Here is a 22,682-nt window from a genome sequence, read left to right as displayed (position 1 = left end):
GTGGCGGCGATGTGTCGTACCCCACACTGGACGACGGTGCCGTTCCGCCCTTCCTGGAGGTCGCCCGCCGTGCAGACCCAGACCGTGCCGCAGGACCGGGCGGAACCCGGCGGGGACCGGGCAGAACCCGACGAGAACCAGCCGGAACCCGGTGAGGCGCCGGACGAGGTCACGGAAGGCCCCGGCGACGACCCGGAGGAGGCCGCGGTCCCGCCCCGGCGGCAGCGTCCCGGCCCCGGCGACAACGGCCTCTCCTCCGACCTCTTCCGGCAGTACCTGCGCGAGATCGGCCGCATCCCGCTCCTCACCGCCGAGGAGGAGGTCGAACTGGCCCGCCGCGTCGAGGCCGGCCTCTTCGCCGAGGAGAAGCTCGCCGGCACCCCGGACCTGGACACCCGCCTCGCGGACGACCTGGACCGGCTGGTCGTCCTGGGCCGGATCGCGAAGCGCAGGCTCATCGAGGCCAACCTCCGCCTCGTCGTCTCCGTCGCCAAGCGGTACGTGGGCCGCGGCCTCACCATGCTCGACCTCGTCCAGGAGGGCAACCTCGGCCTCATCCGGGCCGTCGAGAAGTTCGACTACGCGCGCGGCTTCAAGTTCTCCACCTACGCCACCTGGTGGATACGCCAGGCCATGTCCCGGGCCCTCGCCGACCAGGCCCGCACCATCCGCGTCCCCGTCCACGTGGTGGAGCTCATCAACCGGGTCGTCCGCGTCCAGCGCCGCATGCTCCAGGAACGCGGCTACGAACCCACCCCCGAGGAGGTCGCCGCCCAGCTGGACCTGTCCCCCGAACGGATCGGGGAGGTGCTCCGCCTCGCCCAGGAGCCGGTCTCCCTGCACGCCCCCGTCGGCGAGGAGGACGAGGTGGCCCTCGGCGACCTCATCGAGGACGGCGACGCCGCCTCCCCGGTCGAGTCCGCCGCCTTCCTGCTGCTCCGCCGCCACCTGGAGGACGTGCTCTCCACCCTCGGCGAACGCGAACGGAAGGTCGTCCGGCTCCGCTACGGCCTGGACGACGGCCGCCCCCGCACCCTGGAGGAGATAGGACAGCTCTTCGGCGTGACGCGCGAACGCATCCGGCAGATCGAGTCCAAGACCCTCGCCAAACTCCGCGCCCACACCTACGCGGACCAGCTCAGGGGATACCTGGACTGAGGGGGGCGGACCGCGACGGAAGCGGAAAGGGGCCCGCGCCGGACGCGGCACGGACCCCCCGGAGCGGTCGCCGGTCAGTCGACCTCCGCCACCGCCTGCGCGAACTGCGCCGCGTACAGCCGCGCGTAGGCCCCGCCGGACGACAGCAGGTCCTCGTGCGTGCCCTGCTCCACGATCGAGCCGTTCTCCATCACCAGGATCACGTCCGCGTCCCGGATCGTGGAGAGCCGGTGCGCGATCACGAACGAGGTGCGCCCGTGGGCCAGGCGGGCCATCGCCTTCTGGATCAGCACCTCGGTACGGGTGTCGACCGAACTGGTCGCCTCGTCCAGGACGAGGATCACCGGGTCCGACAGGAACGCGCGCGCGATGGTGATCAGCTGCTTCTCGCCCGCGCTGACCCCCGTGCCCTCGTCGTCGATGACGGTGTCGTACCCGTCGGGCAGCGTCCGGACGAACCGGTCGGCGTGGGCCGCCCGCGCCGCCTCCTCGATCTCCTCCCGGGTCACCGGACGCGTCGCGCCGTACGCGATGTTGTCCGCGATGGTGCCGCCGAAGAGCCAGGTGTCCTGGAGGACCATCCCGAGCGCGGCCCGCAGCCGCTCGCGGGAGAGCGTCGAGACGTCCACCCCGTCCAGGGTGATCCGGCCGCCCGTCACCTCGTAGAACCGCATCAGCAGGTTCACCAGGGTCGTCTTGCCGGCGCCCGTCGGGCCGACGATCGCGACCGTCTGGCCCGGTTCCACGGTGAGCGACAGGTCCTTGATGAGCGGCTTGTCCTCCTCGTAGCGGAAGGAGACGTGCTCCAGGGCGACCTTCCCCCTGAGCTCCAGCGGCTTTTCGTCCGCCGGGGCGTCCGGCTCCTGCTCCTCCGCGTCGAGCAGCTCGAAGACCCGCTCGGCCGAGGCGACGCCCGACTGCACCAGGTTCGCCATCGACGCCACCTGCGTCAGCGGCATCGAGAACTGGCGCGAGTACTGGATGAACGCCTGCACGTCACCGATGGAGAGCGTGCCGCTCGCCACCCGCAGACCGCCGACCACGGCCACCAGGACGTAGTTGATGTTCGAGAGGAAGAACATCACCGGCTGCATCACGCCGGAGTTGAACTGCGCCCTGAACCCGGCCTCGTACAGCGCCTCGTTCTGCTCGCGGAAGTCCCGCGCGGACTCCTCCTGCCGCCCGAAGACCTTCACCAGGGCGTGCCCGCTGTACATCTCCTCGACGTGCGCGTTGAGCGTGCCCGTGGACTTCCACTGCTGCACGAAGTGCGGCTGCGAGCGCTTGCCGATCCGCGCCGCGACGAACACCGACAGCGGCACCGTCACCAGGGCCACCAGGGCGAGCAGCGGCGAGATCCAGAACATCATCGCGAGCACGCCGACGATCGTGAGCAGCGAGTTGATCAGCTGGCCCATCGACTGCTGGAGCGTCTGGGAGATGTTGTCGATGTCGTTGGTCGCCCGGGACAGCACCTCGCCGCGCTTGGCCCTGTCGAAGTACGACAGCGGCAGCCGCGCCAGCTTCGTCTGGACGTCCTCCCGCATCCGGTAGACCGTCCGGTTGATCACCTTGATCGACAGGCGGGTGGAGACCAGCATCAGCAGGCCCGCCGCCACGTACACCGCCAGGACCAGGAGCAGCACCCCGCCCACGGCGGAGAAGTCGATCCCCCGCCCCGGCGTGAAGTCGACCCCGGACAGCATGTCCGCCATGCCGCCCTGGCCCCGGGCGCGCAGCCCCTCCAGGGTCTGCTCCTTCGTGGCGCCCGCGGGCGTCTGCCGCCCGACCACACCGGCGAAGATCAGGTCCGTCGCCCGGCCGAGGATCTTCGGCCCGACCACGGAGGCCGCCACCGAGAGCACGCCGGCGGCCAGCATCGCCCAGAGCGCGCCGCGTTCGGGCGCGAGCTGCCGCAGCAGCCGTTTCCCCGACCCCTTGAAGTCCATCGACCGCTGGTCGGGGCCGCCACCGGCCATCATGCGTCCGCCAGGACCGGCCATCAGGCTGCCTCCGCCTCGGTCAGCTGGGAGAGCACGATCTCCCGGTACGTCTCGTTGTCCGCCATCAGTTCGTGGTGCCGTCCGGTGCCCACGACCCGGCCCTCGTCGAGGACCACGATCCGGTCGGCGTCCCGGATGGTCGACACCCGCTGGGCGACGATCACCACGGTCGAGTCCGCCGTCTCCTCGGCCAGCGCGGCCCGCAGCAGGGCGTCCGTCTCGTAGTCGAGCGCGGAGAACGAGTCGTCGAAGAGGTAGATCTCCGGCCGCTGCACCAGCGTCCGCGCGATCGCGAGCCGCTGCCGCTGCCCGCCGGAGACGTTGGTGCCGCCCTGCGCGATCGGGGAGTCCAGCCCGTTCTCCAGCTTCCGCACGAAGTCGGCGGCCTGGGCGACCTCCAGGGCGTGCCACAGCTCCTCGTCGGTCGCGTCGGGCTTCCCGTACCGCAGGTTGGTCGCCACCGTCCCCGAGAAGAGGTACGGCTTCTGCGGCACCAGGCCCACCGTCCGCGCCATCAGGGCGGGGGCGAGCCTGCGCACGTCCACGCCGTCGACCAGGACCTCGCCGCCGGTCGCGTCGAAGAGCCGGGGCACGAGCCCGAGCAGGGTCGACTTGCCGCTGCCCGTCGAACCGATGATCGCGGTGGTCTCGCCGGGCCGGGCCACGAGCCCGACGTCCTTGAGGACGGACTCCTCCGCGCCCGGGTACCGGAAGTCCGCGTTCCTGATCTCCAGGTGCCCCCGTCGGTCGAGCGTCGTCACCGGCTCGGCCGGCGGCACCACGCTGGAGTCGGTCGCGAGGACCTCCTCGATCCGCTCCGCGCACACCTCGGCGCGCGGCACCATCATGAACATGAAGGTGGCCATCATGACGGCCATCACGATCTGCATCAGATAGGCGAGGAAGGCGGTCAGCGCGCCGATCTCCATCCCGCCGCCGTCGATGCGGTGGGCGCCGAACCAGACCACGGCCACGCTGGACACGTTCACGACGGTCATCACCGTCGGGAACATCAGCGCCATCAGGCGGCCGGTCGCCAGCGACACGTCGGTCAGCTCGCGGTTGGCACCCCGGAAGCGCTCCTCCTCGTACGCGTCCTTCACGAAGGCCCGGATGACCCGGTTGCCGGTGATCTGTTCGCGCAGCACCCGGTTCACCGTGTCGAGGCGCGTCTGCATGGTCCGGAAGAGCGGCCGCATCCTCCGCACGATCAGCGAGACGGCGACGCCGAGCACCGGCACCACCGCGAGCAGCACGCCCGACAGGGGCACGTCCTGGCCGAGCGCCATCACGATGCCGCCGACGCACATGATGGGCGCGGAGACCATGAGCGTGAACGCCATCAGGACCAGCGTCTGGACCTGCTGCACGTCGTTGGTCGTACGGGTGATCAGCGAGGGCGCGCCGAAGTGCCCCAGCTCGCGGGCGGAGAAGGACTGCACCCGGTCGAAGACGGCGCCGCGCACGTCACGGCCGAGGGCGGACGCGGTCCGCGCACCGTAGTACACGGCTCCGACGTTGCAGACGACCTGGACGACGGAGACGCCGACCATCAGGGCGCCGAACCGGAGGATGTAGCCGGTGTCCCCCTGGACGACACCGTTGTCGATGATGTCGGCGTTCAGGGTCGGCAGGTAGAGGCTCGCGCAGGTCTGCAGGAACTGGAGGAGGACGAGCAGCGCGATGGGTTTTCGGTAGGGCCGGAGGTGGGTTCGGAGAAGTCTTATGAGCACGGGACTTACTATCGCCCGCGACCCCGCGCCGTTACGACCGGTTTCCGGGGCGCGCGGAAGCCTGGCGAAGACTTTGCGAAAGGGCCGGCCCCGGGGGCTCGCGGGCCCCGGCCTCCGGCCCCCGCGAGCCCCCGGCCGGAACCCGCCTACCCGCCGAACGCGCCCGGGTGGATCTGTTCCCGCGTCGCCGTGTACTGCTGCCGCACGGCCCGTCCCGCCGCCAGCTCCTCGCCCGGCTCCAGGACCTGCGTGGCGGCGCCCTGCCAGGCCGGGGGAGCGCTGGGGGAGAGCGTTCCCCGCGCGACCCCGAGGGCCCAGGCGGCCTGCCGGGCCGCGCCGAGCGCCGCGTAGTCGGCGGGCTGCGGGACGACGACCTGGGCGCCGAAGACCGCCGGCGCGAGCGCCTGCACCGACGCCAGCGCGGCGGCCGCGCCGAGCAGGAAGACCCGCCGCACCTCGACGCCCCGCCCCCGCAGCACGTCCATGGCGTCGGCGAGCGAGCAGAGCATCCCCTCGAACGCCGCCCGCGCCAGGTGCTCGGGCTTCATCGCCTCGCGCCGGAGGCCGCTGAGCGTGCCCGCGGCGTTCGGCAGGTTCGGGGTCCGCTCGCCCTCCAGATAGGGCAGCAGGACGAGGCCGGAGGCGCCCGGCGTCGACTTCAGGGCGAGCGTCGAGAGCTCTTCGAGGGAGTCGAGGCCCAGCATCTCGGCGGTGCCGCGCAGCGCCCGCACCGCGTTGGAGGTCGAGACGACCGGCAGGTGCATGCCGGTGGCGTCGGCGAAGGAGGTGATCATGCCGCTGGGGTCGGCGAGGGCCTCGTGGTGGACGGCCATCACGGAGCCCGAGGCGCCGAACGAGACCACCGCGTCCCCGGGACCGAGCCCGAGCCCGAGCGCGGCGGCCATGGTCTCGCCGGTGCCGGCGGAGATCAGCAGCCCCTCGGGGGTGGTGCCGGCGGCCTCGGCGGGGCCGAGGACCTCCGGCAGCACGGCCTGGTGGCCGAGGGCGAGCTCCACGAGGTCGGGGCGGTACGCGCCGGTGCGGGCCGACCAGTAGCCGGTGCCGGAGGCCGCGCCCCGGTCGGTGGTGCGGCGGACGGGACGGCCCAGGAGCTGCCAGACCAGCCAGTCGTGCGGCTGGAGGATCATGGCCACCCGCCGGGCGTGCTCGGGCTCGGTCCTGGCCAGCCAGCGCAGCTTGGCGACCGGCCGGCCCGATCCGGGCACGCTGCCGACGGCCTCGGCCCACGCCTGCCGCCCGCCCAGCGACTCCACCAGGTCGGCGGCGGCCACCTGGGCCCGTTTGTCGTTGCGGACGAGCGCGGGCCGCACGAGGCCGCCCTGCGCGTCGAGCGGCACGAGCCCGTGCTGCTGCGCGGAGACCCCGATGGCCTCCACGCCCTCCAGGAGGCCGCCGGTGGCGGCCTCCCCGAGCGAGAGCAGCCAGGTCTGCGGATCGACGTCCACCGCCTTCGGCTCGCCGGGGTGCGGAGCGTACCCCTGGCGCAGTACGGCACCCGTGTCCGTGTCGCAGACGACGATGCGTGTGAACTCAGCAGAGCTGTCCAGTCCGGCGACTATCCCCATGCCGACCGATTCTGCCGCACGCGGGGCCTCATGTGTTGCTGGTGCCCCACTCGTCGTTCCCGACCTTGCCGTCGCCCTGGCCGCGCTCGCGCAGCGCCTGGACCTTGTCGGCCACGGCGGGCGGCAGGCGGTCGCCCACCTTGTCGCCCACCACGTGTGCGGCCTTGCCGGCGACCTGCCGCCCGGTCTGGGCGGCGGACTCGGCGGCGTTCCGCACGGCCGGGTTCTCGGTGAGGTCCTTGGCGGACCTCTTCAACTGCTCGTAGCGCTCGCGTCCGGCTCGTGTGCCGATGACGTAACCGAGGGCGAGTCCCATGACGAACGTCAGCTTGTATCGCATGGCCACCACCTTCCCTGGAGAGCTTCACTGATGCATGGCCGGTGCGTACCGGTGGCTTCGCCGGTGCCCGCGGTGATACCGATTGGCGGAGCACCCCCCTGCTTGCGCTAATGTATGTGTCGCAGCGAGCGCACGCCGCCCGGGAAGGCCCGAGGTGCAACCGTTCGGTGCAACGCAGCAATCCCCTGTAGCTCAATTGGCAGAGCAGCCGGCTGTTAACCGGCAGGTTACTGGTTCGAGTCCAGTCGGGGGAGCGCGGTCCCCTGTAGCTCAATTGGCAGAGCATTCGGCTGTTAACCGGAGGGTTGCTGGTTCGAGTCCAGCCGGGGGAGCGGAACGGAGAAGGACCCTTCGGGGTCCTTTTTCGCGTCTCCGGGAACCGCGCGAAGCCCCCCGGGGTCTTCATGGTCGAGCAGAGCCGATCATCCGGAGCAGGAGATCGTATGAGCGGCTATGCTGCGGCAGACGGCGCGCACACATGTACGCGTCTCGTCGTACGGGGCGGTAGCTCAGCCGGTTAGAGCAGCGGACTCATAATCCGTCGGCCGTGGGTTCGAGTCCCACCCGCCCCACAACAGATAAACGTTCTGACCAGGCACTTTGCCGGTCGAGCATGAGTCCGAAGGGCCCTGGCGGCCCGCCCCAGCTAGGGAATCACACCTGTTGGGACAAAGTTGGGACGCGGGTCAGGCGGCGCGTTCGATTCCCTCGTTCGGCCCTTCACCCTCGGTGACCTGCGTCACCTCTGCCGTCTCGACGGCTTCTCCTGCCGTCGCCTCCGGTGCCTGATCCGGTACGGCCTTCTTCGTCCTTCGCCGGTCTGCTGAGTCCTTCGGTTTTGCCGGAGCTGGAGCTGACTGCCCGGGGCGGGGAACGACCGCGCTCGTAGTCTCGGCCTCGGTGGTCAGGAGTTGCGGCAGGACGGTCGTGTACGTGTCCGAGGTGATCTGGAAGGACCGGTGTCCCAGCCGTTCCTGTACGACCTTCATGGGCGCTCCGCCGAGCAGAGCCAGCGCCGCCGACAGATGCCGGGTGTCGTGCAGGCGGACCGGAGGAAGACCGGAAAGTTCCACGAGCCGGTTGAACCTTCGGCTCACCCAGTCCGGGTGCAGCGGAGTTCCGTCCTCGTGGACCCAGAAGCGGTCGCTCTCGACATAGGCTGCCCCCCACTCTTCACGCTCCCGGTCGCGCGTCACCGCGTACGCCGCCCACCGGGCGGCCGTGTAGGCGTCCAAGGAGACGGTACGGACGCTGTCCTGCTTCGGGGCCTCGTCGTACAGCCGGTAGGCGACTTCGACCACCTGTGCCGAGATCCGGAACCACGGCGCCGGCCCCGACAGGCTGACCTCCGCTCTCGGGAGCGCGCACATCTCGCCGCGGCGGGGGCCCCGGAAGATGAACCCGTGCCACATGGCCGCCAGCCGGTCTGAGGAGATGAAGTCCAGGAACTCGGCAGTGTGCTCCGGGGTCCACACCATCACCGGGGAAGGCTTCTCGCCCGTCCGCCTCCACTCGAGGACGCGCTCCGGTGTCCAGATGAGGGGCTTGGGCTTCTTGGTCGGCGGCAGCTCGACCATCTTGGCCCAGTTGGTGGTGTAATCGCCCCGCTTGATACCGCTGGTGAAGAACGAGCTGAGGGTGGCGTTGATGCGGTGCACCGTGTTGACGTCGGTGACCTTCCGCTTCCCCTTGCGACCCTCACGGAGTGCGGCGTTCGCGTCGAGGTAGGCGCGACGCGCGGTACGGCGTTCCTCCGTCTTCCCCGAGGCGCGAACCCATGCGGTGTGGGCGGCGTCGCGTGCCTTCTCCAGCTCGTCTATGCGGGCCTGGTGGAGGATGCGCTCGGCGTTCTCCGCAGAGATCGCCGCGTACATCGCTTCGACGTGCCGCAGCTTGAGGTTCCGCCGCTTGATGTGACCGAGGTGGGGCTTGAGGTAGAGCCGGATGTGGCTCTCGTACCCGTGGACCGTCGTACGGCCGAGCGCCTTCTTCCGGGTGATCCAGGCTTCCAGGTCCTCGCCCACTGTGACGTCGCTGAGCACGTCCGTGCCCTTCATGACGTCTCGGTAGACCTCGGACGCCTTCTTCTTCGCGTCGTCCTTGGTGCGGAAGCCCCCGCGGCGCACACGTCGCCGGGCGTTGTTCTCGCCGGGCTCCAGCTCGAAGTAGAAGAACCAGCTGCCGTGCCCCTTGGTTTTCAGGCCGGGACAGCCGGCGCCGACGAGCTTCCGCTTGGGGCGCCCCTGAGTGTCGAGCTCCGGCTCCCCGTTCTCGCCGATCACTGGCTCTCGGCAGGCGCACTGCCGGTAGTAGCTGGGGGCGAATGTGTCCATATCCGTCCTATCTGCAAGTCTGCAAGCTTCAGTCGTGGACCTTCCGTGCCAGTCCTTTCGGACCGATGCTCTATCTTGCCCCAACGCTTCAGTGTTGGCGTATCCTTATGGGACGTTGGCGCGGGGGAGAACGCGACAACGGGATGACAACGCAAAACGCTGTAGCTACGTCCTCCGGGGCCGATCAGATGACTCTTGAGGAACTGCTCGCTCTGCCGCCGACGGTGAACGTCGTCACGGCCGCGCGGGCGCTCGGAATCGGTGTGCACAAGGCATACGCCCTGATCAAGGCAGGAACCTTCCCCGTCAAGACGCTCAAGTTGGGTGACACGGTGAAGGTGCCCACCGCCGCACTCTGGGACGTGCTGGAGGTGACGCCGCCGACGCGCTGATCTTCGCGGCCTGACCCGACCACTGTCCTAGGCCACAGCCCGCACGAGGGGTTGTGGCCTAGGATCGGGCGGCTACACGCGTACGAGAAGAGGGACACCGCATGCCACGGCTCTATGGTTTCGATGACCAGTCGCGTCGTCGACTTCGTGATGACGAGGTGGGGCCGCTTCGCCAGATGGTGAGCCGGGCGCTGGCGGACCAGTCCAACGCAGAGGTCGCCGCGTGGGCGAACGGTGAGGGCTACCGGGGGACCCTGGGCGGAGAGTGGAAGGACGCATCCGTTGGGCGGCTCTTCCGCAACCCGGCGATCGCCGGGTTGCGCTGGGAGGGCGATGAACTCGTGGACGCCGGCCACCCCGGTGCGATCACGCGTGAAGAGTTCCTGGCTCTGTTGAAGCGCGAACAGAAGCGGAAGACGGCCACCCCGGACGAGGCGCACGACTACCTTCTCAACGACGAGGCGAGCACGTGCGGCAACTGCACGAAGCCGCTCCAGGGGGCCCGCTCGAACGCGGGTGCGCCGGGATACCGCTGCCGTCCGAAGGACAAGCAGGGGCGCGGCGGATGCGGCGAGGTCCGTATCGACGCAGACCTTCTGGAGAACTACGTCGGCGAGTACGCCGTAGCCGAACTCCTCAAGCCCGGCATCCGCAAGCAGATCCTTGATGCCCAAGCGATCATCAAGGAGCGGGTCGGCCAGCTCGCTGAGGAGATCAAGGACTTGAAGCTGCGCCAGGCGGAAGCGGGCAAGCTCTACGGGCGGCGGGAATTGAGCAGCGACGCGTTCGTGACTGCCGACCGCGAGCTCATGGCCAACATCAAGGAGGCGCAGAAGCGCCTGCGGTACGCCGAGCAGATGGCCGACTTCAAGCTCGGCGCCGCTGAGGATCTGGTGCGATGGTGGAACACCGCCCCGACAGTTTCCAAACGAGCGATCGTTCTGCTCTTCTTCGAGAAGATCGAGGTCTTCCCCGCGCGGGCGCGGGGAGTTCGCACGGTAGAGCCTGGTCGTGTCGTCCTGCACTGGCGCAAGCTGGGCGGCCCATCAGGCAGCTGAGACGGCGGCCTTCCGGGCGATGATGCGCCGCCCGACCATCGCCATGGTCAAGCCAGTGATCAGGGCTACCACGGCCAGGCCGGCCAGAACGGGCGAGACGATCTCCTCGGCGTGAAGAGACCAGGGGTGGCCGAGGTAACGGGTGATCAGGTACGACCCCTTGCTCATCGCATAGGCCACGCCGAACAGGGCGGCTACGGCTGACGTGGCGAGTCCCCGGGCCGTCCAAGCGTGACCGACGCGGCGCGCGGAGAGCGCCATCCCGGAGCACAGGAACGCGATCTCCCCGCAGGTGACCGCCACGTAGACGAGGTAGACCAGAAGGTAGACGGTGACCCCGGGCGCCGATGAGTGCGCGGTCGTGAACTCGATGCTCTCATCAGTGGTCTTGACGAACAGCGGGAGCATGACGGCGAGCACGCAGATACCGAAGGCGATGCGTGCGTACAGGCTCGCCTTCAGGACTTCCTGGTTGTACGACCAGTCCACCAGCATGAGCTGGAGGCTTCCGCACCACAGGACGGCGCAGAGGTGGGCGCCGAGCTTCGCGGCATTGTTCATGCCGGTCATTGACTCCACGATGCTCTCGACCGCAGGTACGGCGAGAAGGACACCGACTGTGCATACGCCGAATGCAACGGCCCGCGCAGCTCGTGCGACGCGGTAGGCGTCTCGGTCGCGCTGCCGCCAGGCTTCACGGGCGGAGAGCACCGTGCCGGCCAGACCAACCAGGGCGCACAGGCCGAAGACTATGCCGTCCATGTCGTTCTAACTTCCTTCCAGGTCGGAGACGGCCCGGTGGGCTGCTTCCTCGAAACTGAGGCGACGCCGCCGGCCTGGCCGCGGTGGCTCGGTGACGGGCGGCAGAAGCTCTGGGACTTCGGGGACCGTGAGATCGCTGTGGCCGTGCCGTGAGCGAATCTCACGTGCGGCCTTCAGGAGATCGGCGGCTCCTTCCTCTCCCAGGTCGTGGATCAGACGTAGTGCTTCACGGGCGTCTGGCTGTTCCTCGTAGACCGACAGTGAGGTCAGACCGTTGTAGCCCGGGAGCAGGTAAGTTACCGGAGAGTCGAAAGCGCGTGCGAGGCCGATGAGCTGCGAAAGCTTCGGGTCTGTCTTCACGCCGTTCAACAGTTCGTTGACGACCTGGTGGGTCATGACCGGTTTGCTGCCGGGAGTTTCGGCGGTCGCGGCTGCGAGGGCGCGAGTGCTGGGCGTCTTTCCGGCCGCGTCGCGCTTCCTGCCGAGCAGTAGGGCCAACTTGCTGGCGAGAGGGATGAACGGACCGGGCGACATCTGCGGGTAACTCCTCTGAATATGTCAAGTCCGACCTAGGGGGAGGCGGGTGCGGCAGCTGCGTTGTCTATGTTGGTTGACAATAGCGACGACCCGAAGCAAGATCTATAACGGTTGAAATACGAACGCTTACCGAGCGTGCGGGCGTCATCCCTCGCCTTCGAGGCGAGCCGGGGGGCGCCCCTCTTCGGCCCTCAAGGTGTGCCGCAGCTTCTGCTGTGTAGGGATCTAAAACGCTGCCGCTCGTCCAGGGTGGTGCGGCGTCACGACGCAAAGAGGTAAGGGTGGGGATCGAGTTGGGACGGGTGCTGGCTCGACTGGAGAAGTCCGGGGGTGAGGCGAATGTCGTCCTTGACGATAAATCGATGCGCAACCTGCTGGGTGCTCTGTCGGTCGTGGATGTGAGGCGCGCCGACCTCGAGGAGGGGCGTTCGGGCGGGGCGGAAAGGCGAGAGTGACGAGCATGGAGCGCGGGCCTGGGGCTCGCGCTCCACGGCTGTGACCTGGGAAAACTTCGAATTTTTATGGACTCCCCCCTGGAATGCATATAGAATAAAAGCATGAGGAGGAGGGGAAAGGCCCCATTCACCGACCTCTTGGAGACCGAAATGCCGCACAAGTACGCCACCCTCAAGATGCGCCAGATCCGCCGCAACGAGAACCAGCCCCGCGAGACCTTCGCCGAGGAGCCGCTGAAGGAGCTGGCCGACTCGATCAAACAGCACGGCCTGCTCCAGCCGGTCGTCGTCCGGGCGCTCGGGGCCCCGGGCGCGCGGCGCAAGAACGAGGCCATCACCTACGAACTCGTCGCCGGCGAGCGCCGCTTCCGCGCCAACGAGATTGCCGGGAACGCCACCATCGAGGCCAAGATCCTCCTCGCCGACGGCGAGGACGGGATCAGCGACATCGACTCCTTCAAGAAGGCCATGGCCGAGAATCTGAACCGCGAGGACATGCTTCCGCTGGAGGAGGCGCGCGGCTTCAAGCGGGTCCTGGACGACGAGTACGCCGGCGACCCCGAGCACGTCCCCGACGTCGCCGCGGCCTTCTCCAAGTCGGTCCCGTACGTCACGCAGCGCCTGGCCCTCCTCAACCTCCGCCCCGAGATCCAGAAGGCCGTGGACCTCGGCCACATCGGCACCCAGGCCGCCGTGCAGATCGCCGCGCTCTCGCCCGGCAATCAGAAGGCCGTCTTCGAGGACTGGAAGAAGGGCGACAAGAGCGACAACCAGCTCGTCCACATCGCCTACGCCATGCGCAAGCAGGAGAAGGCGGCGAAGCAGGACTCCATGGTCGAGGTCGAGGAGATGACCCCGGAGGAGAAGGCCGAACGCAGCCGCACGCAGGCCAAGACCAAGAGCGACCTCGATGCCATCGAGCGCATGTGCGAGCTGCTGGACGGCATCGGCAAGGCGGACCCGATGGAGCTGGCTCGCCTCCTGGAGGGCCAGGTCGGCAAGCGACTGGAACAGATGGACCGTGTCGCCGCCAGCCTCCAGAAGGCTCGCTTCCAGCTCCGTCAGGCCAAGGCCCACGCCGACGCCAGCGAACTCATGGTCAGCTCCGAGGCCGCCGCCCCCGACCTGGTCGCGGAGGCCGAAGTCGTTCGCGCCCGGCTGGAGCCCGCAGCTGGTGAGTCGCAGGAGCAGGCCGACGCCGTGGCACAGGGCGAGCCCGCCCTCCAGGAGGAGAACCAGGCCGGGCCCACCGCCGAGAAGGACGCGAGCCCCGAGGGCGACAGCTCGCAGCAGGACGACGTGGAGGTGGTCGTCGGCGCCGAGCCGGAGCAGAAGGGTGCCGACACCGGCGCCGAGGTCGAGCCGGTCGACCTCGCTGCCTGACCTACCCAGCAGGGGCGGCCCGCCCACCGGGTCGCCCCTCCTCTTACCTGGAGCCTCTCGTAGTGAACCCCATCAATGCCATGCGGAACATCAACTGCAACCTGTTCGAGCACCTGCCGGACACAGCCGACGCCCTCCTGGAGTACGACCCCGACGCGGCCGACCTCGTCCGCGAAGCCGCCGGAGCCCTGCATGAGGCCCGCCGTACCCACGACGCCGCCAGCTTCAAGCAGGCCGACACGCTTACCCGCCGCGCCGCCGTCATCCTGCTGGCGGGCGCCGGCAGCTCCGTCTCCGTGCGATACGCCCTCATGATCGCGGCACGCCTGGTCGAACTCGAAGCGGCTGCCCTCGCCAGTCGGGAGCGGAACGCTGCGCCGGAGATGTGCGAGCCCTCCGCGTCCGTACGGTCATCGCCGTGATCTCGGTTCGCGAGGCCCCGCAGGCGCCCTGCTTCAACTGGGGTGCCCTGCGGTCCAAGGACTTCGCCGCTCGCCCCCGAGCCGATCGGCAGGCTCATTTCTTCACCGACGAGCCGACCTGGCACGCCAAGGCGCCGCTCGACGGCTACGGGGGTGGAGAGCCGGTCGACAGGGCTCGCGATCGCGATCAAAAGTAGATCCCAACACTGAATGGTGCTACGGTCTATCTCGTTGACGGAAACGGCCTCAGCCGAGGAACCGGCCCATCAGCACGCCGTGGCATGCGGCATCCCCTTCGGTGTCTGGCGGGTGGCCAACCCCCCGCGCCCTACCCGCCAGGCACCGGCTCCGCACCGAAGCGAAGCCACCCGCCGAGCCACGTGCACGAACGCGAACGGACCCGCCCCGGCCCAGACCGACGGCGGGTCCACGTGCACCCGGGAGCGTCATGACGCCAAAGGACTTCCACGGCCACCCCGAGGACCGCGAGCTCTACCACCGCCTCGTAGCCGAACGAGACGGCAAGCCGATCAAGGCCACCCCTGAGGGTGACCCCGGCCTCCGGACCGACCGCGAATTCGATCCCGACGCGGCACGGCACCGGGCGGAACTCGAAGCAGTCATATACACACGCATGGAGAGAAAAGCAGCATGAGCGAGCAGCAGACGACCAAGGCGAAGGAAGCCGTCCCGCCCGTTCCTGGAGCGGTGTGGTGCGAATCCTGCGACTCCTGGTGCCTGCCTCCCGGCATCTGCCGCTGCAACAACCGGTAGAGGCGCCATCTCGAACCCTGTGTCGGCGGCGGTCGGCCGCCGCCGACACCCCTCGGGCAAGACGGGCTACCGCCCCATCAACGCTTCAACCGGCCTCCGGCCCACGTGGGCGAACTCGATGATCGTCTACTGTGAATGTGCGTAGGGCGCGGGGAACGGCCTACACAGAGGACGCCCGTGACCGCGCTCGCCAACATCCCCGAACAGCTGCTCCCGCTCGCCGTCGCGATCTCGGAGCTGGCCCCCTACCACCGCAACCCCCGTACCGGTGACATCCCGGCCATCGCCGAGTCCCTGACGGTCAACGGCCAGTACCGGCCGGTCGTCGTCAACAAGGGCACGCACACCGGACGCCCCAACGAGATCCTGGCGGGCAACCACACCGTCGCCGCCGCCCGAGAACTCGGCTGGGAGCAGATCGCCGCAACCTGGGTCGACGTCGACGACGAGGCCGCCGCCCGCATCGTCGTGGTCGACAACCGGACCAACGACCTCGCCGGGTACGACACCGAACTGCTCGCCGAAGTCCTCTCCGAGATCCCCGACCTCGAAGGCACCGGTTACGACCGCGAGAGCGTCGACCGGCTCCTGGACGATACCTCCCTGCCCGAGACCCTGGAGCTGACCTCCGACGGCGCCGGCACCGGTGCGGCTGCCACCGTCGACTACCTCCAGTGGGGCTACCTCCAGTGGGAGTCCAAGCGGGTCCGGATCACCTCCGAGGAAGTCGAAGCCCTGAACGCCATCTACACGAAGTTCGTGGACGACACCAACAGCGACATGGGCTTCGGCTGGCACGTCCTCCAGCAGGCCCACCAGGAGGCCGAAGCCTCATGAGCAAGGCGCCCACCACGACGTTCCACGAGGCGTACCCGCTCGACCAGTTGCGGCCCGCCGACTACAACCCGCGCCGCCTCAGCGAGACCGCGTTCCTCCGGCTCCAGGCATCCCTTCGCCGTCACGGCGTCGTCAAGCCGGTCATCCTCAACGCCGACGGGACCCTGGTCGCCGGCCACCAGAGGACGAAGGGCCTCAAGGCGATCGGGCTGACGCACACGCCCGCGGTCATGCTCGGCACCAAGGTCCGCCTCCAGGACGAGATCCAGTTCAACCTGCTCCACAACCGCGTGGAAACCGAAGCCAGCATCGTCTACGCCGAGCCCGGTGAACTCGGCGCCTGGTCCTGGATTCCGTGGCAGACCATCCGCGTCACCGAGCGGAAGAACCTCTCCTTCGTCAACGCCATCGGACACATGACCGCCGGCCACGGCCCCTGGGGCAGTGTCGTCATCGATGACCAGGGCCGCATCGTCCTCAACGCCGAATACGCCGTCGTCGCCGCCATCAACCGCTTCGACCTCCTCGCCTGGACCGTCCCCTCTTCCGAAGCCGCGCAGCTCCACGCCGACCTCACCGGCGAGTACGGCGTCTACGACTGGAGCGCCATCGAGGACAAGGCGCCCGTCTGGAACCAGCACATCGTCCAGCCCAAGAGGCTGCGGCAGTTCTCCTCGAAGGCCAAGGCCGGGAAGCTGGCCTACGGTTCCGAGACCTGGGACCAGCTCGTCACCCCCTGGCTCAAGCCCTCTCACCGCGTGGTCGACTTCGGCGCCGGGTACGGCGACTACGCCAAGCACCTGCGGGCCAAGGGCTTCAACATCCACGACTACGAGCCCTACCGCTGCAAGGACGGCTCGTACGCCGTCGACATCAGGGCCGTCGTCGGCATGATCCGCGACATCGACAAGGACATCCGGGCCAACGGCCTCTACGACGTCGTCGTCCTCGACTCCGTCATCAACGCCACCACCAGCCTCGACTACCAGCACTGGGTACTGACCACCGTCAACGCCCTGTGCGCCGCCGACGGCGTCGTCTGCCTCGGCACCCGCAGCCTCGGCCGGGAACTCCGCGACGAGCAGGCCAAGCGCGTCACCTCGCAGACGGCCACCACGAAGATGAGCTTCCTTGACGAGAACAACGTCGAGATGAACTTCGTCAAGGGGAAGTGGCAGAAGCTCCGCTTCCACACACCCGAAAGCCTCGAACCCCTGCTCCGGCGCTACTTCGAGGACGTCAAGGTCACCGACCTCAGCGGGTCCAACCTCAAGGCCACCTGCCGCCGCCCCATCCCCCTCCCCAAAGAGGAGTACGAAAGGGCCTTCGAGGAGGAATTCAACATGCCTTACCCGAATGGCTTCCGGCATGACAGGCACCTGGAATTGGTGGGAAATTTGATAAAATTGGTTATAGAGAGGAATCGTTCTCTCGGGAACTGAGAATCCAGTGGGGAATTCATGCCGGAACGAATAAAGGTGGAAATCGAGTCGCGTTCTCGATATCACATCATGTGGCTCGCAGGGATACGCCACGTGGCCCTCGACCAGCACTGCCTGCGGGCCTTCGGACAGCCGGGCCGCCCGCGGGTCGACCCGAAGCGCCGGCACCAGCTCATCGAGCTGCCGACCGCCAACCAGCCGCTCGCCTGGTACCTGTGCGCACTGCCCAACCCCTGGCGGTGGAGCGACAACGCCCACCTCGCCTTCGAGGCCGCACCGGGGGAGGACTGGGAAGGACCCGCCCTCGTCCCCGGCCTCCACGTCCGACTAGAGAACGCTCGCCCCATCACCGGATGGGGCGAGCACGACATCCCCGCTACCGAACCCCGCCGCAACTCCGTCCGCTTCCGGACCTGCCGCAACTACCAGTTCGCCTGGTGGCTGCGCGCGAACCGAAACGCGCCGGACGCGCCGCCAGAGTTCATCCCGCCGAAAAAGCCCGGCGAAGGTGAGCAGATGTCACTTATGTGACGCCTGTGCTGGTGTGGGGGATTCCTCGGCGCATTGCTTCCCGTCAGCCCCCGACTCATCAGCTCCAGGCTGCACTGGGTCGGGGGCCGCCGCTGCCGCCTGCTCCTGAGTGGGTGCTGACTCGCTGTCGGACGGAGCCTCTTGCGCGACGTCGTCTCGAAAGGTGTCGAGTAGCTTGCGCCACGCCTCGATCAAGGGGAGCAGCTGGCCCAGGATTCCGGTCACTACGAAGATCGCGATCGAGATCACGCCTGACCAGGCAAGAATTCAGAGAACCGCAGAGGAGTCCACCGTTCGATCCCTTCTTAATCAGGGCCGAACTGAATGCGGGCAGGCGTACTCAGCTCGGCCACACTTGTGGCTGAACTGAGTTCCGTGCCAGCGATAGAACTCAGAACTTCGTCTTCTGTCTTGCGTGGATCAACTAAGAGGTGACAAACAGCACCGTGGCGGGTCGGAGCGGGTCGCTGGATCCACTCCGTCTATTCGGTACCCGGGTTCACGAATTGCCTGGTGTAGACAGGCGATTCGTGCGCCCACTCTTACCCGCGAGCATACCGGACGCCTGGCAGCGCCGTCTGGCGAATCCATGAAGATCGAGAGCGCGGCACTCTAACGAGTGATGCGATCATGAAGACGGGCGCGGGGGCGCACCCGATTCGTGAAGGACCCCGACGTGGGACGCCCCGACAAGGCCGCGCGTGCGGCCATCGCGCGCCGCCGCTCGGATGCCATCGACCTCCGCCTCGCCGGCGTGGACTGGCTGACGATCGCCCGCAAGCTCGCCGCCGACCCCGCCGTCAACAGCGACGGCATCGCCTACCCGCAGGGGTACGGCATCGAGCGGTACCGGAAGAAGCAGGACCCACCGAGCGACGAGGCCCTGATCCACGCCGCGTGCCGCGACGTTCGCCAGGCCCTCGCCGACCGGCGCGCCGAACTGAACGACGACGTGGACGAGCTGCGCTCCCTGGAAGCCGACCGGCTCGACCGGCTGTTCTTCGTCGCCTACAAGAAGGCCGTCCGCGACCAGGACCTCGCGGCCGTCGACCGCACCCTGCGGATCATGGAGCGCCGCGCACGGCTCCTCGGCCTCGACATGCCCGTCCGCACCGAGCTGTCCGGCCCGGACGGCGGGCCGCTCCAGGTCGAGAGCGCCACGGCGGACGAGCTGGAGAAGCTGATCGCGCTCACCGACCCGGACGCCGAGTGAGGCCCCGGGACAACGCGAGCGTCGTCGCCCGCTACAAGACGCTCCCGCCCGCGCAGCGCCGCTCGATCGTTCGTGCCGCCTCCCCGGAACTGCGGGCCGAACTCGTACGCGCCGAGCGCCAGCTAGCGATGGACCGCTCCCCGGGCGCACTTGCCGCCGTGCTCACCGGCGGACAGGAGATGCAGGCCCGCCACCTCGACCTGATCGACCAGGCGTTCATCGACATGGCCGAGGGCCGGTGCGACCGCGTCATGCTCACCATGCCCCCGCGGCACGGCAAGAGCAGACGCGCTTCCCGCTGGGCCCCGCTGTGGTACCTGCGACGCAACCCCGGCCACCGCCTGATGATCGCCAGCTACTCCGCCGACCTGGCCGACGACCACGGCCGATGGATCAGGGACGCCATCCTCACCTGGGGCGACGACCTCGGCCTCCAGCTCAAGCCCGGCAGCCAGGCCGCCAACCGCTTCGACATCGCCGGCGGCGAAGGAGGACTCCTCGCGGCCGGCCTCGTCGGCGGCCTGACCGGACGCGGCGCACACATCGCCATCGTCGACGACCCGGTCAAGGACATGGCCGACGCCGACTCCCCGACCATGCGAAGGCGCGCCTGGGACTGGTGGACCTCCGTCATCCAGACTCGACTCGAACCCACCGGTGCCATCTGCCTGATCCAGACCCGCTGGCACGAAGACGACCTCGCCGGACGCATCCTCGCCACCGAACGCGATGCCTGGCGCGTCATCGACCTTCCCGCGCTCGCCGACAGCCCGGACGACCCCCTCGGCCGCGCGCTCGGAGAGGCCCTGTGGCCCGAACGCTTCGACGCCGCCCACCATGCCAAGACCCGCAAACGCGTCGGCGAACGCGTCTGGGGCGCCCTGTACATGCAGAAGCCCCGCCCGCCCGCGGGAGGCGTGTGGCAGCGCGAGTGGATCGACAACGCCCGCATCAACGCCGTGCAGTTCTCCGGCCTCGACATGGCCCGCATCATCGTCGCCGTCGACCCCGCCGGCGGCGAGAGCACCGTCGGAGACGAGACCGGCATCGTCGGCGTCGCCCGCGACTTCGACCGACAGCTCTACGTCCTGGCCGACCGGTCCGGCTCGATGGGCGCCAACGACTGGGGCCTGGCTGCCTGCCGCCTCGCCCTCGAACTCAAGGCCGACGCCATCGTGGTGGAGAAGAATTACGGCGGCGACATGGCGAAACAGGTGGTCACCCAAGCGTGGGAGCAGCTACGCCGCGACGGCGTCACCAAGGGCCTGCTCATGCCGATGATCCTGGAGGTCACCGCGAAGGTCGGCAAGCGGCTCCGCGCGGCGCCCGTGGCCCAGCTGTACGAACAGCAGCTCGTCCATCACGTTGGCGAGTACACCGAGCTGGAGGACCAGATGGTCACCTGGGTCGAAGGCATGGACAGCCCCGACCGCATGGACGCCGCCGTGCACGGCCTCACCGAACTGGCCGACCCGGACCAGCTCGACACCCTCTCGCCTGCTTCGGACGACGACCGCTTCGATGGGCGACGGTGACCCGGATTTTGGGATAACGGCCCCAGAAGGAAACTGCCCGAACACAGTCGCTTGATGACCCCGCCATCCGATAACCTTCCTGGCCTCTACGGTTACAGACAGTCGCGGGGGCGTTCATGAACATGCGCATACGCGCCACCCTGCCTGAGGGCATGCCTTGCCCCTCAGGCGACGAGGGGTACAAGCTGCTCAATTTGATTTGGCAACACCTCGTCAGGGAGCGGCAGTGGCCTACCTTCGAGCAGGTGGATAGGGCTCTCTATCGCGCTGATACCCAATTTGAGGACGCAGCCAAGCGGCTTCCAAGTGGTCTACTTTTGGGAATCGATCCCGACCTGAAACGCCGACCACCTCACCCTGATCAGAAGATTCAGCTTTCTTTGGCTGGCGCAGCGAATTGCGACGGAACCGCGGAAGAGATCAAGGCATTCCTTGGATTGTTGCGCCTGGCGGGCGCAATCGAACGGGATTGGGAGCCCGTGCGCGATGATCCATCGGCTCCCACTCATCCATACATGGACTCGGATAACCTGCAGTCCTACCCTTCCTTCGATCCTGGAATTTTCCCGCCGAAATAAGTTGTTTATCGGGCTGCGCATGTAATCCTCTATGAGCCTTGGGTGTCGGGCATGGGCTGGCGCCCTGATGAACTTTATTGGCGTGTCTCGTTTGATCGCAAAATTCGTCCTTTCAAGGGGGTGGCTAATCTTGCTGATTACTGGAGGGTGAGGACCGAAGTGATCCAACCGAATGTGCCGACTATCGAGCCTGTTCAAGCTTCAATTGTTTCGGATGCCACCCCCGTGTCAACATCTGCGCTAACGTTCATGCTTTCTATCCCGCTTCACCCGCAAGTAGCAGCGGTGGCAGCTGAACGACTTGAGAATGGCCAGTATGCCGACGCTGTGCTGCGCGCCTTTCAGGCCGTAGAGCACCGGGTACAGACGCAGTCCGGCCTGGCGGAAGTAGGTAGCCGACTTATGGGCTTGGCGTTTGGGTCCGAGACGCCCAAGCTTGTTGTCACCACGGCTAGTGGGGCATCAGTGCAGAGCGAGCGTGAAGGATTCCGTGATCTCTTCAAGGGGGCTATGACCGGGCTGCGCAACCCCAGGGCGCACGGCCCGCATGCTGAAGATGACCTCGAAGAGGCTCAGGAAATGCTAGCTTTCGCTAGTCTGTTGATGCGACGGCTCGACCATGCTGAGAAACAGCTCGACGCGTCGGTTGGTTCCACCCTCTAAGACGTCATCTCAATTGGCTCGCTAGGCTGTGGGCTGTGGCGGGGATCGTTGAGCGGCTGGTGCCGGATGAGTTGTGGGAGTTGTTCCAGCGGGTAGTGCCTGAGGCTCCTTCGCGGCCTCAGGGTGGTGGCCGGCGTCGGCATGGTGACCGTGAGGTGCTGGCGGCGATCGTGTTCGTGGCGACCTCGGGGTGCACGTGGCAGTAGCTGCCCGCCGCGTCGTTCGGGCCTTCCGGGGCCACGGCCCACCGCCGGTTCACCGAGTGGTCGAAGGTCCGGGTGTGGGCCAAGCTGCACCGCCTGGTCCTCGACGAGCTCGGCTCCCGGGGTGAGCTGGACTGGTCGCGCTGCGTGATCGACTCGGTCAACATGCGGGCGATGAAAAGGGGGACCTGACAGGTCCGAATCCTGTCGACCGGGGCAAGTACGGGTCGAAGATCCACCTGATCACCGAGCGGACCGGTCTGCCCATCTCCGTCGGAATTTTCGGCGCCAACCTCCACGACAGCCAGGCCCTGATCCCGCTGGTGAAGGGCGTACCCCCGATCCGATCACGCCGCGGCCGACGCAGACGCAAGCCCGGCAAGCTCCACGCCGACAAGGGCTACGACTACCACTACCTGCGGCAATGGCTCTCCGGCCGCGGCATCCGACACCGCATCGCCCGCAAAGGCATCGAGTCCTTTACCCGGTTGGGTCGGCATCGCTGGACGATCGAGCGCACGATGTCCTGGCTGGGCGGCTGTCGCCGTCTGCACCGCCGCTACGAACGCAAGGCTGAGCACTTCCTGGCCTTCACCGCCATCGCCTGCACCCTCATCTGCTACCGCAGACTCACCAAATGAGATGACTTCTACTGATCTTTTCGTTAGTTCCGTGGGTGCGCTGGCCTCGTTGGTGGGATCCTGTTGCGGTGTCTTTCAAGCCTTCGCCTGTTGTTCCTCCTTT

23 protein-coding genes, 3 tRNA genes and 1 pseudogene are annotated in these 22,682 nt (G+C 67.9%); 20 read left to right on the top strand and 7 right to left on the bottom strand.

The annotated features are described in order from the left end of the window. Positions 1-69: 69 nt before the first annotated feature. Positions 70-1,158 carry an RNA polymerase sigma factor gene (locus ACZ6AQ_RS11325; protein ID WP_468759313.1) on the top strand — a complete coding sequence of 363 codons (1,089 nt, stop codon included), beginning with the start codon at positions 70-72 and terminating at the stop codon, positions 1,156-1,158. 74 nt (positions 1,159-1,232) lie between these two features. Here the strand turns inward: ACZ6AQ_RS11325 and ACZ6AQ_RS11320 are convergent, their stop codons facing one another. The 4 genes from ACZ6AQ_RS11320 to ACZ6AQ_RS11305 form a co-directional block, all read right to left on the bottom strand. Further along, the gene (locus ACZ6AQ_RS11320; protein WP_468759311.1) at positions 1,233-3,161 is read right to left on the bottom strand and encodes an ABC transporter ATP-binding protein; all 1,929 of its coding nucleotides are present in this window, start codon (positions 3,159-3,161) and stop codon (positions 1,233-1,235) included. Next, positions 3,161-4,894, bottom strand: coding sequence for an ABC transporter ATP-binding protein (locus ACZ6AQ_RS11315; RefSeq protein ID WP_468759309.1), 1,734 nt, complete (start codon positions 4,892-4,894; stop codon positions 3,161-3,163). The genes ACZ6AQ_RS11320 and ACZ6AQ_RS11315 overlap by 1 nt, the downstream gene beginning before the upstream one ends. Before the next feature lie 146 nt (positions 4,895-5,040). Next, positions 5,041-6,480 (bottom strand): FGGY family carbohydrate kinase, encoded by a 1,440-nt coding sequence (locus tag ACZ6AQ_RS11310; protein WP_468759307.1) that lies wholly within the window; start codon positions 6,478-6,480, stop codon positions 5,041-5,043. Between the two features lie 28 nt (positions 6,481-6,508). Beyond that, complete coding sequence (locus ACZ6AQ_RS11305) at positions 6,509-6,820, bottom strand: YtxH domain-containing protein (protein ID WP_468759305.1); 312 nt, start codon at positions 6,818-6,820, stop codon at positions 6,509-6,511. Positions 6,821-7,001: 181 nt separating this feature from the next. Here ACZ6AQ_RS11305 and ACZ6AQ_RS11300 point away from each other — a divergent pair. The 3 genes from ACZ6AQ_RS11300 to ACZ6AQ_RS11290 all read left to right on the top strand — a co-directional run bounded on the left by ACZ6AQ_RS11300 (position 7,002) and on the right by ACZ6AQ_RS11290 (position 7,392). Further along, positions 7,002-7,074 (top strand) — tRNA-Asn (locus tag ACZ6AQ_RS11300). 5 nt (positions 7,075-7,079) lie between these two features. Then, a tRNA-Asn gene (locus ACZ6AQ_RS11295) sits at positions 7,080-7,152 on the top strand. Positions 7,153-7,318: 166 nt separating this feature from the next. Next, positions 7,319-7,392, top strand: a tRNA-Ile gene (locus ACZ6AQ_RS11290). 114 nt (positions 7,393-7,506) lie between these two features. Here the strand turns inward: ACZ6AQ_RS11290 and ACZ6AQ_RS11285 are convergent. Further along, positions 7,507-9,153, bottom strand: a complete 1,647-nt coding sequence (locus ACZ6AQ_RS11285; protein ID WP_468759303.1) for a tyrosine-type recombinase/integrase — start codon at positions 9,151-9,153, stop codon at positions 7,507-7,509. 188 nt (positions 9,154-9,341) lie between these two features. On the opposite strand from ACZ6AQ_RS11285, the gene ACZ6AQ_RS11280 reads away from it, so the two are divergent. After that, positions 9,342-9,545 (top strand): DNA-binding protein, encoded by a 204-nt coding sequence (locus ACZ6AQ_RS11280; RefSeq protein WP_468759301.1) that lies wholly within the window; start codon positions 9,342-9,344, stop codon positions 9,543-9,545. 101 nt (positions 9,546-9,646) lie between these two features. Then, positions 9,647-10,603 carry a recombinase family protein gene (locus tag ACZ6AQ_RS11275; protein ID WP_468759299.1) on the top strand — a complete coding sequence of 319 codons (957 nt, stop codon included), beginning with the start codon at positions 9,647-9,649 and terminating at the stop codon, positions 10,601-10,603. Here ACZ6AQ_RS11275 and ACZ6AQ_RS11270 read toward each other — a convergent pair. Further along, positions 10,592-11,365: a hypothetical protein gene (locus ACZ6AQ_RS11270; protein WP_468759297.1), complete on the bottom strand. Its 774-nt coding sequence runs from the start codon at positions 11,363-11,365 to the stop codon at positions 10,592-10,594. The genes ACZ6AQ_RS11275 and ACZ6AQ_RS11270 overlap by 12 nt on opposite strands. A gap of 6 nt (positions 11,366-11,371) precedes the next feature. Next, positions 11,372-11,899, bottom strand: coding sequence for a hypothetical protein (locus tag ACZ6AQ_RS11265; protein WP_468759296.1), 528 nt, complete (start codon positions 11,897-11,899; stop codon positions 11,372-11,374). Between the two features lie 284 nt (positions 11,900-12,183). Between ACZ6AQ_RS11265 and ACZ6AQ_RS11260 the strand changes: the two genes are divergently transcribed. The 14 genes and pseudogenes from ACZ6AQ_RS11260 (at position 12,184) to ACZ6AQ_RS11195 (ending at position 22,579) form a co-directional block, all read left to right on the top strand. After that, positions 12,184-12,357: a hypothetical protein gene (locus tag ACZ6AQ_RS11260; RefSeq protein WP_468759294.1), complete on the top strand. Its 174-nt coding sequence runs from the start codon at positions 12,184-12,186 to the stop codon at positions 12,355-12,357. A gap of 150 nt (positions 12,358-12,507) precedes the next feature. Beyond that, a complete protein-coding gene (locus ACZ6AQ_RS11255; protein WP_468759292.1) occupies positions 12,508-13,740 on the top strand; it encodes a ParB/RepB/Spo0J family partition protein in 1,233 nt (410 codons plus the stop codon). Between the two features lie 62 nt (positions 13,741-13,802). Next, positions 13,803-14,162: a hypothetical protein gene (locus ACZ6AQ_RS11250; protein WP_468759290.1), complete on the top strand. Its 360-nt coding sequence runs from the start codon at positions 13,803-13,805 to the stop codon at positions 14,160-14,162. Continuing rightward, positions 14,159-14,359 (top strand): hypothetical protein, encoded by a 201-nt coding sequence (locus tag ACZ6AQ_RS11245; RefSeq protein ID WP_468759288.1) that lies wholly within the window; start codon positions 14,159-14,161, stop codon positions 14,357-14,359. The genes ACZ6AQ_RS11250 and ACZ6AQ_RS11245 overlap by 4 nt, the downstream gene beginning before the upstream one ends. A gap of 251 nt (positions 14,360-14,610) precedes the next feature. Then, on the top strand, positions 14,611-14,817 hold the full coding sequence (locus ACZ6AQ_RS11240; RefSeq protein ID WP_468759286.1) for a hypothetical protein: 207 nt from the start codon (positions 14,611-14,613) through the stop codon (positions 14,815-14,817). Continuing rightward, positions 14,814-14,936 carry a hypothetical protein gene (locus ACZ6AQ_RS11235; protein ID WP_468759284.1) on the top strand — a complete coding sequence of 41 codons (123 nt, stop codon included), beginning with the start codon at positions 14,814-14,816 and terminating at the stop codon, positions 14,934-14,936. Before ACZ6AQ_RS11240 ends, ACZ6AQ_RS11235 begins: the two co-directional genes overlap by 4 nt. 177 nt (positions 14,937-15,113) lie before the next feature. Continuing rightward, complete coding sequence (locus ACZ6AQ_RS11230) at positions 15,114-15,773, top strand: ParB/RepB/Spo0J family partition protein (protein WP_468759282.1); 660 nt, start codon at positions 15,114-15,116, stop codon at positions 15,771-15,773. Beyond that, positions 15,770-17,215 carry a methyltransferase domain-containing protein gene (locus tag ACZ6AQ_RS11225; RefSeq protein ID WP_468759280.1) on the top strand — a complete coding sequence of 482 codons (1,446 nt, stop codon included), beginning with the start codon at positions 15,770-15,772 and terminating at the stop codon, positions 17,213-17,215. The genes ACZ6AQ_RS11230 and ACZ6AQ_RS11225 overlap by 4 nt, the downstream gene beginning before the upstream one ends. A 93-nt stretch (positions 17,216-17,308) precedes the next feature. Beyond that, positions 17,309-17,746 (top strand): hypothetical protein, encoded by a 438-nt coding sequence (locus ACZ6AQ_RS11220; RefSeq protein WP_468759279.1) that lies wholly within the window; start codon positions 17,309-17,311, stop codon positions 17,744-17,746. A 676-nt stretch (positions 17,747-18,422) separates the two neighbouring features. Then, a complete protein-coding gene (locus ACZ6AQ_RS11215; protein WP_468759278.1) occupies positions 18,423-18,959 on the top strand; it encodes a hypothetical protein in 537 nt (178 codons plus the stop codon). Next, the gene (locus tag ACZ6AQ_RS11210; RefSeq protein ID WP_468759276.1) at positions 18,956-20,494 is read left to right on the top strand and encodes a terminase large subunit domain-containing protein; all 1,539 of its coding nucleotides are present in this window, start codon (positions 18,956-18,958) and stop codon (positions 20,492-20,494) included. The genes ACZ6AQ_RS11215 and ACZ6AQ_RS11210 overlap by 4 nt, the downstream gene beginning before the upstream one ends. A 116-nt stretch (positions 20,495-20,610) precedes the next feature. Continuing rightward, on the top strand, positions 20,611-21,072 hold the full coding sequence (locus ACZ6AQ_RS11205; protein WP_468759274.1) for a hypothetical protein: 462 nt from the start codon (positions 20,611-20,613) through the stop codon (positions 21,070-21,072). A gap of 51 nt (positions 21,073-21,123) precedes the next feature. Next, the gene (locus ACZ6AQ_RS11200) at positions 21,124-21,735 is read left to right on the top strand and encodes a TIGR02391 family protein (protein ID WP_468759799.1); all 612 of its coding nucleotides are present in this window, start codon (positions 21,124-21,126) and stop codon (positions 21,733-21,735) included. Positions 21,736-21,770: 35 nt separating this feature from the next. Continuing rightward, positions 21,771-22,579 (top strand): annotated as a pseudogene (locus ACZ6AQ_RS11195) (IS5 family transposase). Positions 22,580-22,682 lie beyond the last annotated feature (103 nt).

The sequence above is a fragment of the Streptomyces sp. NPDC041191 genome (assembly GCF_055591945.1).
Note: the sequence above shows the minus strand (reverse complement) of the source record. Positions and strands in the feature narration are given on the sequence as shown.

Bases quoted from the DNA above. Each gene is read 5' to 3' on its own strand.
- ACZ6AQ_RS11240 (WP_468759286.1), top strand. From the start codon at position 14,611: ATGACGCCAAAGGACTTCCACGGCCACCCCGAGGACCGCGAGCTCTAC.
- ACZ6AQ_RS11270 (WP_468759297.1), bottom strand. From the start codon at position 11,365: ATGGACGGCATAGTCTTCGGCCTGTGCGCCCTGGTTGGTCTGGCCGGC.
- ACZ6AQ_RS11265 (WP_468759296.1), bottom strand. From the start codon at position 11,899: ATGTCGCCCGGTCCGTTCATCCCTCTCGCCAGCAAGTTGGCCCTACTG.
- ACZ6AQ_RS11305 (WP_468759305.1), bottom strand. From the start codon at position 6,820: ATGCGATACAAGCTGACGTTCGTCATGGGACTCGCCCTCGGTTACGTC.
- ACZ6AQ_RS11225 (WP_468759280.1), top strand. From the start codon at position 15,770: ATGAGCAAGGCGCCCACCACGACGTTCCACGAGGCGTACCCGCTCGAC.
- ACZ6AQ_RS11200 (WP_468759799.1), top strand. From the start codon at position 21,124: ATGGGCTGGCGCCCTGATGAACTTTATTGGCGTGTCTCGTTTGATCGC.
- ACZ6AQ_RS11275 (WP_468759299.1), top strand. From the start codon at position 9,647: ATGCCACGGCTCTATGGTTTCGATGACCAGTCGCGTCGTCGACTTCGT.
- ACZ6AQ_RS11235 (WP_468759284.1), top strand. From the start codon at position 14,814: ATGAGCGAGCAGCAGACGACCAAGGCGAAGGAAGCCGTCCCGCCCGTT.
- ACZ6AQ_RS11255 (WP_468759292.1), top strand. From the start codon at position 12,508: ATGCCGCACAAGTACGCCACCCTCAAGATGCGCCAGATCCGCCGCAAC.
- ACZ6AQ_RS11285 (WP_468759303.1), bottom strand. From the start codon at position 9,153: ATGGACACATTCGCCCCCAGCTACTACCGGCAGTGCGCCTGCCGAGAG.
- ACZ6AQ_RS11280 (WP_468759301.1), top strand. From the start codon at position 9,342: ATGACTCTTGAGGAACTGCTCGCTCTGCCGCCGACGGTGAACGTCGTC.
- ACZ6AQ_RS11310 (WP_468759307.1), bottom strand. From the start codon at position 6,480: ATGGGGATAGTCGCCGGACTGGACAGCTCTGCTGAGTTCACACGCATC.
- ACZ6AQ_RS11205 (WP_468759274.1), top strand. From the start codon at position 20,611: ATGAACATGCGCATACGCGCCACCCTGCCTGAGGGCATGCCTTGCCCC.
- ACZ6AQ_RS11320 (WP_468759311.1), bottom strand. From the start codon at position 3,161: ATGGCCGGTCCTGGCGGACGCATGATGGCCGGTGGCGGCCCCGACCAG.